Raw genomic sequence first — 14,890 nt, 5'->3', positions numbered from 1 at the left:
GTTATGTTCAGAGCGTAACACGGGAAGACCCTCAGTTGAGGCAGGGCAACCCGACCAGCCACCCCTGCTCGAAGGCGTCAATGAGGTACCGGGAGTCGCTGACGACGTGAACCTGGCAAGGCCGCTTGAGGGCCCGCAGCCCTTCCAGCAGGGCCGTGAGTTCCATGCGGTTGTTGGTGGTCTGAGGCTCCCCGCCCCAAAGTCCGCGGGTGTGGGGGCCGCTGGAGAGGAGGCGGGCCCAGCCGCCGGGGCGAGAAGTGCCCGAGCACGCCCCGTCGGTCACGAGGCGCACGGCGGCAAGGCGGGGCGTGTCTGCCACTGGAGTTTCCGTGTAGAACGCCTGGGGCGAACTGCCCGGGTTGCGAAACGGACACCCATGACCGCAAAAGGCGCCCTTTCCAGGGCGCTGGAGTGGAGCGGGCTTTACTCGCTGGCTGCCGCGTCGCCCGTGCCGCCGTGCGCGCCCTTGAGGGTGTCGGCGACCTTGAAGGCGACTTTACGGCCAGCGGGGATGTGGATGCGCTCCGTGGTGCCGGGGCGCACGCCGGTGCGGGCGGCGGTGGCCTTCACATCAGCGTCCCCAGACGTCGTGCGTCTTGCTCGGGCCTATACCTCGTTGGCTGAACATGCGGGCAGAGTCCCGACCATAACCCGTGTTGAAACGACTGGGGTCTGAAGCGGCATCGGGGCCAAGGGGGAGGTGACGTCTCCATAAGCAAGCTCGGAGCTGACACGGCGGAGGGCGCCCCGTCCCCGCTTGAGATCGGGAGGGTGTCGGAGCAAATTCTCCGTTGCGGCTCACGGCAGTTTCCCTGACACTGGGTCTTACGGGGAACCCAAGCCCGGGTTCCCGGCGGGCCGAACTTCCGCGAGAAGCCCAGGTCAGCCCGGCTTCCTCTCCCCGCCCTGGCCTCCCGGGGGAGTCCGCCAGATGGCCGGTTGCTCCCGGGGGCGGGGGCGCCCTAGGCTCGCTGGGTGCCCGAAGCTCCCGCCCCTGCCGACACCCCCAACGCCGCGCCCGCCGGGGGGCTGGCCCCGCAGGGCAGCACCCGGGAGCTGGCGGCGCTCGCCTGGCCGCTGGTCCTGAGCAATCTGGCCTACACCGCCGTGGGCTTTACCGACACGCTGTACATGGGCCGCCTGGGCGTGCTGGAGGTGGGCGCGGTGGGCCTGGGGTCGCTGGTGCTGTTCACGGTGGCCCTGCCCTTCCGCAGCGCCCTGGGCACCGCCGCCACCTTCGTGGCACGCTCGCTGGGCTCGGGCGATCCGGCGGGCCTCCGGCGCTGGGCGGGCGTCTTCCTGAGTCTGTCCTTGACCGGCCTGCCGCTGCTCCTGATCGCGCCCGGGCTGATCGGCGGCCTGCTGCGGCTGCTCGACCCCGGCCCCGACATCCTGGGAGTGGCCCGGACCTACGCGGTCATCCGCAGCCTGGAACTGCCGCTGCTCTTGCTCGGCAGCGCCTCCCTGGCGGTGATGCTGGGCCTGGGCAACACCCGCACGCCGATGCTGCTGTCGTGGATGCTCGTGGGAGTCAACGCGGCGCTGGCAGGCCTGTTCGTGTTCGGCTTCCACTGGGGCGTGGCGGGCGCGGCCTGGGGGAGCATGATCTCGGTCAGTCTCCAGGGGGTCCTGGCCTTTGGGCTGCTGCTGCGGATGTACCGCCCCCAGTACGGGCGGCTGTGGTTCGTGCGGCTCAACCGGACGGAGTCGCGCTCGGTGGCGCGGGTCTCGCTGCCCGCCGGACTCACCGACCTGGCGGACGTGGGGGCCTTCACCACCTTCCTGGGCATCATCGCCCGGTTGGGCCCCACCGAACTGGCCGCCTCGCAGATCGCCAACCAGTTCGCCTCGTTCGGGTTCCTGCCGGCGTTCGCCCTGAGTGCGAGCACCTCCAGCCTGCTGTCGCGGGCGCTGGGGGCGGGGCGGCCCGATCTGGCGGCCCGTATCGGCTGGCGTGGGGCGGCGCTGTCGGCGGGGGGCATGCTGCCGCTCACCCTGGCCTTCCTGCTGATTCCGAGCACCCTGATCGGGCTGTTCAACCGTGATCCCGATGTGCTGGCGCTGGGGGCGTCGGTGCTGGCGGTCATGGCGGGGTATCAACTGATCGACGGCGTGGGCATCGTGCTGGGGGGAGCGCTCACGGGGGCGGGGGATACCCGCTTCCGGCTGCTCGTCACGTTGGGCGGCGCGTGGCTGGTGATGGTGCCGGGGGCCGCGTGGCTGACGCCCCGCTACGGGGTGACGGGCGCCTGGGGGGCGGCGCTGGGGTACATCGTGCTGCTCTCAGTGGGTTACGCCTGGCGGTTTTGGTCCGGGCGGTGGCGCCAGGCCACCCTCTGAGCGGCGGGGGTGGTGACCCGTTCATCCCGTCCGGCGGCATGGGCGTTCTTCGACTCGCCCCTGGCCCTGCCCTGGAAGAGACGACGGTTGGTCCGGTGTTCGACGACGTCTGTCGGCTGGAGCGAACCTCTGGGCCGGACCAGGCCAACGGGTGAGAAGCACGTCTCCAGACACCTTCTCTGCAAAAACCTTCTATATTTTAGGAGGTTTTTGCATGTCACCCCCTTCCCACCAGAGCCGGGCACAGCAGCTCTTCGAGCTGGCCGACGCGCAGGCCAGGTACTTCACGGCCCGGCAGGCCCTGGACCTCGGGTACGCCTACCCGACCCAGCACCACTATCAGCGGGTCGGCCACTGGCAGCGCGCCGGGCACGGCCTCTACCGCCTCACCGCCTACCCCATCACCGAGCACGAGCAGCTCGCCGGGCTTACCCTCTGGAGCCGCACCCGTTCCGGGGAGACCCAGGCCGCCCCGTCTCCCACGACACCGCCCTGAGCCTGCACGGGGTGGACGACCTGCTGTCCGAGCGGCTCCACCTCACCGTTCCCCCCGGCTTCCGCAAGCCCGCTCCACTGGGCGTCGTCCTGCATACCGGCACCCTTGCCCCGATGGACGTCGAGACCCGGCACGGCTTCCAGCTCACGAGACCCTGGAACGCACCCTCCTCGACCTTGTGGGGGGGGCGGCACGCGGACCATTTGGAGCAAGCCGTTGAGGTGGCTGCCGCGCAGGGCCTCCTCAGTGAGGCGAGCGCCGCGCGCCTGAGGGGCATAACGGACGCGAATCAGGGATGAGGTTCGCCACCGCCGCCAGCTTCAGGATTTCTCTGGACACCCGCTTGCTGGACCGGGCCCGGCGGGAAGGCAAGGACGTCAACCGCCTGCGGACCCAGGTGGCCTTCGAGCGCTTCCTCATGCAGGGGGATTGGGTGCTCAAGGGTGGGTACGCGCTAGAAGTCCGGCTCCACGACCGCGCCCGTTCCACCCTCGACCTCGACCTGAATGCTGGGACCGCCTCCAGCCTGCTGGGCGCCCTGCAAGACGCCGTGCGGCTTCCGGTCGGGGACCACTTCGATTTCGCGGTCCGGGCGCAGGGGCCGGGTCTGGTGGGGCCCCCAGAGGGTGGTCAGCGCTTTCACGTGGAGGCCCGGCTGGCGGGGCGGCCCTTTGCACGCTTCCACGTGGATCTGGGCCAGGGGGATGTGCTCACCCAACCCCCGGAGTGGACCAAGGGGCAGACCGACCTCTCTTTTGCGGACCTCCCGCGCAGCCGCCTGCGGGTGTATCCCCTGGCGTGCCACTTCGCGGAGAAGGTGCATGCCTATCCCTGGCCCCGCGAGCGGCAGACCCGGGTCAAGGACCTGGTGGACCTCGCCCTGCTGCTGACCCTGGATGTGCCCTCGTCCGCAGAAACGTGGGCGGCTGTTGAGAGCACCTTCGCGCAGTACGCGACGCCTCCGCTCCCGGAAACGTGGCCGCCCGCTCCGGCGGACTGGGCCGAGCGGTTTCAGGAACTGGCGGGCAGTGCGGGTCTGGAACCACCCGACTTGGCTCCCTGGGAGAAGCGGCTCACGGCCTTCTGGAGGCAACTGCGTTCTCCGGGGTGAGGGCGCTTTGCCGCTGTCGGAGATCAGAACTCGGAATCGTCCGACGCTTCAACCTTCGGCGGGGCGGGGGAAGGGCCGCTGCCTCGACCCCCAGCCGGAAGTGGGGTGCGGCGGTCTCCCGCCGAGGAGGGCGGTTCGCAAAAAAGTCAGGCGGGAGGGTCACGGGCCCGGTCTCAATTAATAGAAGATTGGATCAGGAGCAGGGACCGCCCGCTCCCTCCCCCTCCCTCTCTCCCGTGCCCCCCGCTTTCGCCTGTGCCCGGGCCCGTGCGGGTGACCGTGGCGAGGTGCTGGCCTGGGGGTCGGTCCTTTCCCCGCTCAGCGAACGGGAGGTAGGGAAGGGTCCTGGGGGGTTGGGTCGCCCTTGTTCCTGAGCACTGGCGTTGGCCTGAGCAGGGGTCTGGGGAGGGGGGACCGGACCCCTTGGGCTGGGGAGCAGGCAGGGGGCTGCGGACGCTGATTCTGTTCGGGTGGGATGTTTCGGAGGAGTTGATCTCTCTATTTGTATTAATCTCTAATCTGCGGTGTCTGGGGCGCAAGGGGTTGTGCTCTGGCCGATCAGACGGACTGTGGTGCTGGCGTGGAGGAAGCCCGGCGGACGCACCGGGTGGGTCAGGTGCTCCACCAAAGAACGAGCAGACGTACTCGCCGAGCGTCTCGACGATGTGCGGACGACCAGGAATATTATGAACGACGTAAGGCTCGGGATGGGCCGCGAGCATCACGTCCTCGCGGTCAAAGGAAGCCGCCAGCCAGCGCCCGAACGCCGCTGCGGAAATACCGTGTGCGCGCAACTGCACCGTTTCGCAGGCCTGCTGTCCTGCGAAACGGTGCAGAGCCTGATGCATGAACGCGTCCGCTGCCGTGATCTCGTCTTTCAGGAGTTCGAGCAGACGTTCACGTCCAAGCTTCGATTTCAGGAGCCGCAAGGCCCGGCGTGCTGACGTGAGCTCGAAGTGGTTGATGGGCTGGTCGTCCAGGTCTCCCTGGCGCCGGACCCACGGCTTGGTGTCAAGTTCGTTCATGACGTCTCGATTCTCGAGGGGGCGGGAGGGGAGGAAGACCTTCTGTTCATGGGACCGTGAGCCTGCATTCTGAACCCTTTGGCAAGATTCCCGTAGACACCGCCCATGTGGCCTGTGGGGCACTCCCCAAAGGGGAACGCCATCATGCGGTTTCGCGACGAATTGTTTCCCTCAACCAGCGCAGGCGGGCGGCCCTTTACCTGGTTTTGACGGGAAGCTGAAGGTATGAGGCGCGAGGTCCACCCGTGTGGATGACGTGCTGCCCGCTGTTCTGCGCCACGTAGTCACGGACCCCCGGCATCATCGGTCCCTGTGGTCGCTGCGCGCTGATGACCAGCCGGAGTTGCTCGCCCGGGGAGAACACCAGGCCGACCGGGAAGAGGTCGATCTCCACGTCCACGATCTGACCGGGCTCCAGCTTCTCCACCCGGTCGAAGGTGTGCTCGGGCACGTCCTCCGTGGAGCGCGTCTCGTCGAGGTGCCGCATCGACACGCGGAGCTGACCCGGCACCCCCTTGTAGCGCAGCACCGACGCGCCCCGCTCGGTGAGGTCCTGGATCATCGCGCTCCGGTTGGGCACGGTAAACTGCGTGAGGGCCGTCCCCTGAGCGTTCAACTTCTGCACCAGCACAAAAAGTTCCAGATCGTCGGCTCCTCTGGCCTCCACCCACAGGTGCGCCTTGGGGTAGCCGACGAGCACGGTCTCCTCCTCGAACCCCAGGGTGAAGGAGACCAGGCCAGGGTTGCCCTGCGCATCGTAGACGGCGGGCACCTCGGCGGCGGGCGACTCGGTGCGGAGCGTGCGGGTCCGGCCGTCCAGGAAGTACCGGGTGGCGGCGACCCCCTCCGGCGGAAACTCGCCCGCCGTCAGCCCCACGCGGTCCCCGCCCGCCATGTCGTGCAGGGCGTAGCGGACCCGGGGCGTCTCCTCCCAGCCGTTGTTCTCATCCTTCAGGTAGTGGTCGAAGAAGCGGCGCAGGTCCTCGGTATTGGCCTCGTCGTAGTAGTCGGGCCATTCCTGGCCGTTGTGGATGCGCAGCCACTTCTCCGCGGAGGCCATCCTGCGCCAGGCCCGGAAGGTGCCGGCGGTGTGCAGCGTGTTGGTGTAGCTGGCGACGACATAGGCCGGGACGGTAATCTGGTCAAAGCGCGGGGTCTTGTCCTCCCACAGGTCGTTCATGAGGGGATAACGCTCGGCCTCGGTGAGGATGTCCTCCTTCTGGCCCTGGCCCCAGTAGCTGTTCTCCTGGAGCATCCCGGCAAAGCCGGTATCGGGTATGCCGCCGCGTGCCACGAGGTCGCGGTAGACGTCGCTGAAGCCCTCCACTGGATTGATGGCCGCCAGGTGGGGGGGCTGCTCGGCGGCGGTGAACCACTGCGCGACCGCCAGGTACGAGGTGCCGCTCATCGCCACCTTGCCACTGCACCAGTCCTGGGTGGCGAGCCACTCGATCAGGTCGTGGCAATCCTGACCTTCCTGGCGGCCGAACATGGCGCTGTCGCTATGGGAGTGCCCAATGCCTCTGGGATCGGGGTTGCAGATGGCGTAGCCGTGGGCGCACCAGTAGGCCGGATCGGGCGCCTCGAACTTCGCCAGCCCCGACACCACCCGGTTGTCCAGGCCGACCAGCCCGAAGACGCCCATGACGCTTCGTGAGGTGCCCTGACCCTTGCCGTAGGGACTCCAGGCCACCAGCACGGGCACCTTCTCGGAGGTCACGGGCCGAAAGATGTCGGCGTAAATGGTTACGCCGTCGCGCATCCCCACCGCAACGTCCTTTTCAAACACGATGTCCACCGGCAGGGGACGAAACGGGGGCGCGATCTGGAAACCCGCCGGGAGGATTCGGGTGCCGGGCTCGAAGTTGCTCAGCACGCCGTACCGGTCACCCGGCTCCAGGGGGTGGGACGGCACGAAGACCTTCTTCTCATCGGTCATTCTTGGTTCCTCCTGAGCGCCACTGGTCAGGCACCTGGGTTCAGCCTACTAGCAGGCGAATGATAAATCAACGCTTGTTGATATAAGGATGACGACGTAAGGTGTCCTAGTGACTCAGGATGGAAACAGCGCAACGCCGTCATCACGTCGGGGTCGGCGACCGGGGGCGAGTGGAACCCGGCAGGCCATCCTGGACGCGGCACGTACACGCTTCGCTGAGGACGGATACGCGGCCGCGACCATCCGCAAGATCGCGGCGGACGCGGGCGTGAATGCGGCCCTGGTCATGCAGTTCTTTGGCTCGAAAGAGGAGTTGTTTGGGGCCGTCATGTCCATTTCGCCGGAAGCTCTGGCACGGATCGCGCAGGCATTCAGCGGGCCAAGGAATGTGCTCGGGGAACGCGTGACCCGAGCTTGCCTGGCGCTGGGGGAGGGTGAGCCGCAAGACGGCGAGTCCCTTCTGGCGATGCTGCGCGCGGCCATCTCCAATCCGCAGGCGGCGGCTCAGCTTCGGGAATTTCTACAGGCCCGCCTCGTGAACCACATCACTCCAGACTTACCAGACGTAGGCGAAGCAACCCTGCGGGCCGGGCTCGCGTCGTCCATGCTGATCGGTGTAATTGTCGGGCGGCGCATCGTCCAGGTCCCGGCGCTCGCCGGGGAAGACCTTGAGTCTGTCATCCGCATGGTCTCCCCCGCCATCCAGGCCATCCTGACAGCGAAGCCGGAGAGTGGGAGCCAGACAAGCTGAAGACGTAGGAGACACAGTACATAAGATCCCCATACGTACTCCAGGTTTGCGGAAACGAACGTTATCGGGAGGGCATGGAGGATCAACTGGGCGCACTCGGCCTGGTGGTGAATGCCATCGTGCTCTGGAACACCCGCTTTATGGGGGTGGTCCTGACGGAGCTGTGCCGAGCCGGTGAACTCGTGCTGGAGAACGTAGCCCGCCTGACGCCGCTCCTGCACGAGAACGTGAACATGCTCGGAAGATACCTTCACCCTGCCGGAAGAGACCGCCCAGGGCCAGCTCTGACGATGGCGTGATCTGAAGACCCTGGAAGCCTACCTGGAACGGATCGAATTGTAGCTCGGGAACGGGACGCGGCGACGACGAGGAAGCTTTCGCGTTGTCCAGGCGGGCGCCCACTGCTTCGGCTCAAGCACACGCACCTTCACATGTTGGAGTCCGCGTGTGAAAGCCCCGCCACCCGGGACGGGGCTGCCCGCCGACTTCACTCGGTCGGTTGAGGTGTGGGGTGGCAACACCATATGTCCTGGAGTGGGCGACTGTTGCCAGACAAGCTGCACATCAGCATGTCGATGTGCTGCACAGATGAGTCCAACCATTTGATTCGGAAGTCCGGGAGTCGTCCAACATGACTTCGATGGGTGTGCCGACTGCGGGCCAGCGGATGCTTGAAAACGGCAGGGTTGCATGGATCCAGGAGTCAGGCTGGGGCAGGGGCGAAGGGGTGGGAGAGGGAGGGTAAGTTCGCGTGTTCCTGGTTCTCCCTCCTGCCCTAGGGTGTATTAATTTAAGATTGCTGGGTTACCCTGTTTAGGGGTTGAGTTGGAGAGGCCCAACCAGCACGGAGACGAGGAAAAATGGGGACGGTATGTGCAGATACCGTCCCCATCACAGTCTAGGCCGTCGTGCGGTCATCCGTCTGCTACATCGTTGGACGAAACGGTATTTCAGCGATCAGAAGCGGTGCAAGCACCAGAAACTAACGGACGCTCTATTGGTTGCGCTGTTGCTCGCCCGCCCGGTCTTCAAGCATCCCTACCCTCTGTCTGGTGGAACCTACTGGGGAAAGACCGAAGCGGTCTTCCCTCGTACACGCGGGCGTACATCCGTGGGCTGCGTCTCCTCGACCAGCTTGAAGCCCTGGTCCAACCCTCAGGGCGGTACGCCGAGGTCATCATCGACTCCATGCCCCCTGCCCGTCTGTCGTCCCAAGCGCGGCAAACGCTGCAAATTTCCCGGGGCACGATGGGGGTTTGGAACGCAGGGAGACGTGTATGGGTATAAACTCCATGCTTGGGTCTCGCCGCTCGGTGAGATCGTGCGGTACCTTCTCAGACCAGCCAACTTGCACGACCTGACGGTGGGCTGTGAGTTGAACCGAAAGTGGGCCGACCTGGGTGGACCAAAAGTGGTCGGCGATCAGGGGTATGCTGCCTTAGGTTACGTGTTCCCACCCAAAAAGAACACCCGCTATGACAGCGGGTGGCGGGAGTTCCGCCACCCGAAGCTGCGCAAACGCGTCGAAACCGTCTTTTCACAGTTGGTGGCATCACAAATCCGCTCAGTGCAAGCCAAAACGCTCGCTTCACTCCGGCTGCGCACCGTCCTGGCCGTGCTCGCTCACAACCTCGCCCAGCCCTAAACGGCGTTCTACGCGACCCCTGATTCTGTTGGCGAATTCAGATGGAGGCTGGGTTCAGCCGCAACGAACAGCCATCGACAAGCGCTTGTCGCGCCCTCCCAAGAATTCGCCAACAGAGTCTGCTCATTGAGCGAACTCTTCAGCCTCGGATGCAAAAACACAACCTTGAAAAGGAGGAGAACGCTTAAGAGGGCGTTCTCCGGCCATCACCAACTCTGTTGAGGCGGTCAAGTTAAGGGTGTTTCGGTGTTCGGTAGTTTCTGGAAGGCGAACCCCAGCGCGGCCAGGGCCGCCAGCCCCAGCAGGGCCCAGGGGCCGACGGTCCCGAGGCTGTCGGCGAGGGTACCCAGGGGGTTCGCCAGCCCACCCGGTCGCCCAGTCAGCATAGCGACGCCAGGACGGCGAGTGAGGCCCCCACCACGCGCACGGGGGAATACAGCCTGGTTTGTGCCAGCAAGATCAGCCAGGGCATCGTCACGGCGATGACGATGAGCTGCATCGCCTCAATCCCCAAGTTCAAGCCCAGCAGGCTCAGCGCCGTCTGCCAGGGGTTGAGGTTGAGCTCCGCCAGCGTGTACGAGAAGGCCAGGCCGTGGATCAGCCCGAAGCCCCCCGCCACGACCATCTCCCGTCCGGGAAAGATCGGCCGCAGGGCGTGGATGGCCGATACCAGGATCAATCTTGTCGTAGCCCCGCTATGCCTGAGAAACAGGCCGCTTGACTGCGGCTTGCACAGACAATATCTACTAAAATTGCTGGATCGTGTAGGGACACCAGCATGGAGCCGAGTGCCGCATTACCCTATCCATTCATCTGGGGAACCGTCTAAGGTGGAGTTGCAGGTGGGTTTTTGGGCACCGCGATATGAACCGGTTTGCAGCGTGCCGCCACGAGCCGCCCACCCCGGGGGCGGTCCTCGCTCGTGACCACCACCTGCCGCCTCACTTTGGGCCGCCTCTCCAGCAGCGCCGCGTGCCGCTCCCAGGCCGGGCCGCTTGGGTGGTTCGCGCGAGGTCACCCGGTCATTGTCCCTCGCGTACCCCTACTGGAAGATCGCCCGGGGCAGGTAGAGGCTCACCAGCCAGTTGGGGGCGTCGACGATCTCGCTGATCCGCAGGTCTGCCGCGACGCTGCACAGCAGGTAGGCGTCCACCGGGTTCAGGCCGTACTCCCCCGCCATGAAGTCCACCATGAAGCGGGTCGCGTCCCGCGAGGCGGCGAAGAGGTCGGGGCCGATGCCGGTCGTGACGTGGTAGCCCATCCGGTCGATGTGCGACGTGACCGCCCCCGGCGTGGAGAAGCGCGGCGTGGGCAGGTTCGCCCCCTTCTGGAGCCCGAAGCGCAGCGTGACGTGCATGGCCGACTCGATGGCCGTGCCGCACACCTCGCCGTCCCCCTGCGCCGCGTGGGTGTCGCCCACCGAGAACAGCGCCCCCGGCACCGCGACGGGGAGGAGCAGGGTCGAGCCCGCCGTCAGGTCGCGGATGTCCATGTTGCCGCCCACCGCGCGCGGCGGCACGACCGAGTGGTGCCCACTTTCTGCGGGCGCGTTCCCGATGGTGCCCGGAAAGGGCCGCACAGGAATCTCGATCCCCGGCAGGAACTCCGCGGTCGTCTCCCCGTAGTGCCAGAGCTTGAGGTACGGCTCGGGAAAGTCGTCCGACAGCAGCCCGAAGCCGGGAATCGCTGCCGTCCACCCGAAGCCCGAGGGACGGAAGTCGAGGATATCCACGGTGAGGGCGTCCCCCGGCTCGGCCCCCCGCACGAAGATCGGGCCGGTGACGGGGTTCACCTTGGCGAAGTCGAGGACGCTCACGTCGTTGTGCGTGGACGCCCGGGTGAACTGGCCGCCGCTGGAGTCCACCACCTCGAACTCGATGACCTCGCCGGGCTCGACCTCCAGCTTGGGCGGCAGGCTGTTGTCCCAGCCGAAGTGGTGGTCGTGGATGGTGCATTTCGGGCGCGTCGTCATGGGCAGCACCTTACTTCCGCACCGACAGGCGCTCGTAGTTGATGAGGTGGGTGGGGTCCACGAGATTGTTCACGTCGCCCACCAGTCGGTCGGACTTCATCATGTAGCGGACCTCGTGGTAGACGGGGACCCACACCGCCTGCTTGTTCAAAGCCGCAAAGATTTTACCGTACTCGGCGAGGCGGGCGTTTCTCTGCCCCGGGGCCACCATGCGGTCGGCCCGGTCAGCGCGGGCGTCGAGCGCCTTGTCGCAGTACATCGGCCAGTTCCAGCCGCCCTGCACGGCGCTCTTGCACGACAGGATCGGCCAGTAGAAGTCGCTGGGGTCGGGGTAGTCCTGGGTCCAGGCCATGCCGCCCGACCACACCATCGGCACCGTCTTCGGGGTGCCCGCCGCGTCGATCACGCTGCTCTGTGCGAGGCTCTTGATCTGCACCCTGATCCCGACCTGCGCGAGGTCCTGCTGGATGCTCTGCGCGATGCGCGGGTTGGGGTCGGTGGAGTTGGTGTAGAGGGTCGTCTCGAAGCCGTTCGGGAAGCCCGCCGCCGCGAGGAGCGCCTTCGCCTTCGCCGGGTCGTAGGCGTAGCCGCGCTCGTTCTTGTCATACCCCGGCATCAGGGGCGGCAGCACCCCCTGGGCGACCACGCCGCGCCCGTTGATGATCCGCAGAATCTTGGTCTTGTTGACCGCCTGGTTGATCGCCCGCCGCACCCGCACGTCGTTCAGGGGCTTCACGCCCGTGTTGAGGCTCAGGTACGTCGTGTTGACCGACGTTTTGGAGACGATGTTGGGCTTGAACTTCGGGTCACGGGTGACCTGAAGGAACTGGGCGGGCGGGATGCCGTCCCCGAGGAGGTCCACCTCGCCGCGCTGGAGGCTCAGGAAGGCCACGGAGGGGTCGAGGCCCACCTTGACGGTCACGTTGTCGAGGGAGGGCAGCCCCGCCATGAAGTAGTTCGGGTTGCGGTCGAACTTGAGCTGCTGCCCGGAGACCCAGGAGGTGAGCTTGAAGGGCCCCGTCCCCACCGGCTTGTGCCCGAAGTCCCCCTTCGCCGCGGCCACCGCCTCCTTCGGCACGATGAAGGCGAAGTTCATCGCCATGATGTTGAGGAAGGCGGCGTTCGGCGCGGTCAGGGTGATCCGCACCCGGTCGGGCGCGAGAACCTGGATGCCGGTGACGCTCTTCGCCTTGCCGTCCACGAACGCCTGGGCCCCCTGAATCCCGGTGTAGAAGCTCTGTCCGGGGCTTTTCGTCCTGGGGTCGAGCAGCCGCTCCAGCGTGTACTTCACGTCGTCCGCCGTCATCGTGCGCCCGTTGTGGAACTTGACGCCCTTCCTCAAGGTGAAGGTGTACGTCTTCCCGTCCTTCGACACCTCGGGCATCTTCGCGGCGAGGCGGGGCTCCAGGGTCGTCGAGCCGGGCTTGTAGTCGAGCAGGGCGTCAAAGACCATCTTCTCCATCGGCCAGTTCTGGTAGTCGTACCCGATGGCGGGGTCGAGGGTCGTCACGTCGTCCTTGTAGGAGACGGTGATGGAGCCGCCCCGCTGCGGCGCCTGCTGGGCGAGCGCGACGGTGAGGCCGAGGAGGAGCGTCAGACCGAGGGGCTTTTTCATAGGTTCTCCTTTGGTGGGGAGAGGAAGGGACGTTGTTTTCTCCCTCTCCCCTTGCGGGTGACTCGCAGAGCCGCGAAGCGGAGGGCCGGGGTGAGGGGGCGTGTGACCAGCTTCACCGCGAGGAAGATGCCTTCCCTTCCGCAAGTCAAGGGGAGGAGCTTTTGAGCCGCATTTCGCCTCACGCGTACCTGACCCGCGGATCGATCACGAGCTGCACGAGGTCCGCCAGCAGGTTCCCCAGCGTGATCACGAGCGCGCTGAAAATCACCACGCCGACGATGACGGGAATGTCCACCACGCGGATCGCGTCCCACACCAGCCTGCCCAGCCCCGGCCACCCGAAGACGCTCTCCACGACGACCACGCCGCCCATGAAGGCGCCGATGTCGAGGCCGATCATGGTGACGATGGGCGTGACGGCGTTGCGCAGGGCGTGCCGGACGATCACCCGGGTAGGCGCGAGGCCCTTGGCGCGGGCCGTGCGAACGAAGTCGCGGGAAAGCACGTCGAGCAGGCTGGAGCGCATCATCCGCGCGTACCACCCCGCGCCGCCGAGCCCCAGGGTCAGGGCAGGTAGGAACAGGTGCGAGAGCCCGCCGTACCCCCCGAGCGGGAAAAGGTTCAGCCCGTAGGCGAGCAGATACACCAGGCTCAGGCCCAGCCAGAACTGCGGCGCCGACGCTCCCAGAAAGGCGAAGCCCATCACCAGGCGGTCGGGCCAGCGCCCCCGCCGCAGGGCCGCCCAGATCCCCAGCGGCAGCCCGAGGAGGAGTTCGAGCACGATGGCCCCCAGCATGAGCTGGAAGGTCGGCCCGATCCGCGAGGCGATCAGCGAACTCACCCCCGACTGCTGCTTGTACGAGCGCCCCAGGTCGCCGCGCACCAGCCCGCCCAGATAGCGCCCGTACTGCACGAGAAAAGGGCGGTCGAGCCCGAGTTCGTGCCGGATGCTGTTTACGGTCTGGACGCTGGCGCTCGGCCCCGCGACGAGCCGGGCGGGGTCGGCGGGCAGCAGGAAGATCAACCCGAAGGTAAGGACGGACGCGACCAGCAGGACCCCGAAGCTCTGGAACAGGCGCGAGACCGCGAACGGCAGCATCAGCGCCGCCCCCCGTCCGGGTCGAGGGCGTCGCGCAGCCCCTCCCCCAGGAGGTTGAAGCCCAGCGACGTGAGGAGGATCGCCGCGCCCGGAAACACCACCAGCCACGGGGCGGTCGTGAGGTAGCTCTGGCTCTCGTTGATGATGCCGCCCCAGCTCGGGGTGGGGGGCTGCACGCCCACCCCCAGGAAGGAGAGGGTGGCTTCGAGCAGCACGGTCGTCCCGATCCCCAGCGAACCCCACACCAGGGCGGTCGGAATCAGGTGGGGCGCGACGTGCCGCCACAGGACGCGGGTGCCGGTGGCCCCGAGCGCCTGCGCGGCCTCCACGAACTCACGCTCGCGCAGGGACACGACCTGGGCGTACACCACGCGGGCGACCGCGACCCAGTTCAACAGGGCGATCACCAGCGTCACGATCCCCAGGCTGGGCCGCAGGATCGCCGTCAGGGCGATGGCGAGGAGGAGCACCGGGAAGGCCATCATCACGTCCGTGAAGCGCATGACGAGCGTGCCGAGCGGGCCGCGCCACAGCCCGCCAATGGCCCCGATCAACACGCCCAGAAACACTGCGATCCCGTTGGCGACCACCCCGACGATCAGGGACGCCCGGGCCCCCCAGATCAGCCGCGAGAGCAGGTCGCGCCCGAGGAGGTCGGTGCCCAGGAGGAAGGTGTGGCCTGGGGGCTGAGGAGCGCCCTCCAGGGTGAGCCCTTCCGGGAACTGGTAGTTCGGGTCGTGCGGGGCGAGCCAGGGGGCCAGCAGCGCGGCGAGGACCACCAGCAGGCACAGCGCGAGGCCGAGCAGGGCGGCGCGGTCGCGGCGGAGGCGGCGCCAGACCACGCCCCCTTCCCGCCGGGGCGCGCTCCGGGCCGGGAGGCTTACCACTCGGGATCCC

At 67.0% G+C, this 14,890-nt stretch carries 14 protein-coding genes and 3 pseudogenes; 8 read left to right on the top strand and 9 right to left on the bottom strand.

The genetic code is table 11. The annotated features are described in order from the left end of the window. Positions 1 to 31 precede the first annotated feature (31 nt). Both A7B18_RS00855 and A7B18_RS00850 read right to left on the bottom strand, forming a co-directional pair. Positions 32 to 319, bottom strand: coding sequence for an RNase H family protein (locus A7B18_RS00855; protein ID WP_245872677.1), 288 nt, complete (start codon positions 317 to 319; stop codon positions 32 to 34). Between the two features lie 104 nt (positions 320 to 423). Then, a pseudogene (locus A7B18_RS00850) lies at positions 424 to 582 on the bottom strand (HU family DNA-binding protein); the annotation flags it as partial. Positions 583 to 975: 393 nt separating this feature from the next. Here A7B18_RS00850 and A7B18_RS00845 point away from each other — a divergent pair. The 5 genes from A7B18_RS00845 to A7B18_RS21160 all read left to right on the top strand — a co-directional run bounded on the left by A7B18_RS00845 (position 976) and on the right by A7B18_RS21160 (position 4,891). After that, positions 976 to 2,340, top strand: coding sequence for an MATE family efflux transporter (locus A7B18_RS00845; RefSeq protein ID WP_102124769.1), 1,365 nt, complete (start codon positions 976 to 978; stop codon positions 2,338 to 2,340). Between the two features lie 214 nt (positions 2,341 to 2,554). Beyond that, positions 2,555 to 2,836 (top strand): type IV toxin-antitoxin system AbiEi family antitoxin domain-containing protein, encoded by a 282-nt coding sequence (locus tag A7B18_RS21775; RefSeq protein ID WP_180969956.1) that lies wholly within the window; start codon positions 2,555 to 2,557, stop codon positions 2,834 to 2,836. An 11-nt stretch (positions 2,837 to 2,847) separates the two neighbouring features. Then, positions 2,848 to 3,135 carry a hypothetical protein gene (locus A7B18_RS21770; protein WP_180969955.1) on the top strand — a complete coding sequence of 96 codons (288 nt, stop codon included), beginning with the start codon at positions 2,848 to 2,850 and terminating at the stop codon, positions 3,133 to 3,135. After that, positions 3,132 to 3,947, top strand: coding sequence for a nucleotidyl transferase AbiEii/AbiGii toxin family protein (locus tag A7B18_RS00835; RefSeq protein ID WP_102124767.1), 816 nt, complete (start codon positions 3,132 to 3,134; stop codon positions 3,945 to 3,947). Before A7B18_RS21770 ends, A7B18_RS00835 begins: the two co-directional genes overlap by 4 nt. Positions 3,948 to 4,633: 686 nt before the next feature. Further along, a complete protein-coding gene (locus tag A7B18_RS21160; RefSeq protein WP_146009409.1) occupies positions 4,634 to 4,891 on the top strand; it encodes a hypothetical protein in 258 nt (85 codons plus the stop codon). Between the two features lie 277 nt (positions 4,892 to 5,168). Here A7B18_RS21160 and A7B18_RS00830 read toward each other — a convergent pair whose 3' ends face one another. Further along, positions 5,169 to 6,911, bottom strand: a complete 1,743-nt coding sequence (locus A7B18_RS00830) for a CocE/NonD family hydrolase (protein ID WP_102124766.1) — start codon at positions 6,909 to 6,911, stop codon at positions 5,169 to 5,171. Positions 6,912 to 7,020: 109 nt separating this feature from the next. Here A7B18_RS00830 and A7B18_RS00825 point away from each other — a divergent pair, with 109 nt between their 5' ends. The 3 genes and pseudogenes from A7B18_RS00825 (at position 7,021) to A7B18_RS00815 (ending at position 9,307) form a co-directional block, all read left to right on the top strand. Further along, the gene (locus tag A7B18_RS00825) at positions 7,021 to 7,662 is read left to right on the top strand and encodes a TetR/AcrR family transcriptional regulator (protein ID WP_102124765.1); all 642 of its coding nucleotides are present in this window, start codon (positions 7,021 to 7,023) and stop codon (positions 7,660 to 7,662) included. Between the two features lie 56 nt (positions 7,663 to 7,718). Next, positions 7,719 to 7,950, top strand: a pseudogene (locus A7B18_RS00820) (Tn3 family transposase); the annotation flags it as partial. Positions 7,951 to 8,533: 583 nt separating this feature from the next. Continuing rightward, positions 8,534 to 9,307, top strand: a pseudogene (locus A7B18_RS00815) (IS982 family transposase). Between the two features lie 227 nt (positions 9,308 to 9,534). Here A7B18_RS00815 and A7B18_RS21765 read toward each other — a convergent pair. The 6 genes from A7B18_RS21765 to A7B18_RS00790 form a co-directional block, all read right to left on the bottom strand. Next, positions 9,535 to 9,693, bottom strand: coding sequence for a hypothetical protein (locus A7B18_RS21765; protein ID WP_180969954.1), 159 nt, complete (start codon positions 9,691 to 9,693; stop codon positions 9,535 to 9,537). After that, a complete protein-coding gene (locus tag A7B18_RS00810; RefSeq protein ID WP_219722075.1) occupies positions 9,687 to 9,986 on the bottom strand; it encodes a HupE/UreJ family protein in 300 nt (99 codons plus the stop codon). The genes A7B18_RS21765 and A7B18_RS00810 overlap by 7 nt, the downstream gene beginning before the upstream one ends. 363 nt (positions 9,987 to 10,349) lie before the next feature. Beyond that, positions 10,350 to 11,279 carry an acetamidase/formamidase family protein gene (locus A7B18_RS00805; RefSeq protein WP_102124809.1) on the bottom strand — a complete coding sequence of 310 codons (930 nt, stop codon included), beginning with the start codon at positions 11,277 to 11,279 and terminating at the stop codon, positions 10,350 to 10,352. A 10-nt stretch (positions 11,280 to 11,289) separates the two neighbouring features. Then, positions 11,290 to 12,894: an ABC transporter substrate-binding protein gene (locus A7B18_RS00800; RefSeq protein ID WP_102124763.1), complete on the bottom strand. Its 1,605-nt coding sequence runs from the start codon at positions 12,892 to 12,894 to the stop codon at positions 11,290 to 11,292. A gap of 178 nt (positions 12,895 to 13,072) precedes the next feature. After that, the gene (locus tag A7B18_RS00795; RefSeq protein ID WP_102124762.1) at positions 13,073 to 13,993 is read right to left on the bottom strand and encodes an ABC transporter permease; all 921 of its coding nucleotides are present in this window, start codon (positions 13,991 to 13,993) and stop codon (positions 13,073 to 13,075) included. Beyond that, on the bottom strand, positions 13,993 to 14,880 hold the full coding sequence (locus tag A7B18_RS00790) for an ABC transporter permease (RefSeq protein WP_102124761.1): 888 nt from the start codon (positions 14,878 to 14,880) through the stop codon (positions 13,993 to 13,995). The genes A7B18_RS00795 and A7B18_RS00790 overlap by 1 nt, the downstream gene beginning before the upstream one ends. Positions 14,881 to 14,890 lie beyond the last annotated feature (10 nt).

Origin of the sequence: Deinococcus planocerae, from assembly GCF_002869765.1 — a bacterium.
In the GTDB taxonomy this organism is placed as follows: Bacteria; Deinococcota; Deinococci; order Deinococcales; family Deinococcaceae; genus Deinococcus; species Deinococcus planocerae.
The sequence above is the reverse complement of the archived record's forward strand: the minus strand, read 5'-3'. Positions and strand labels throughout refer to the sequence as shown.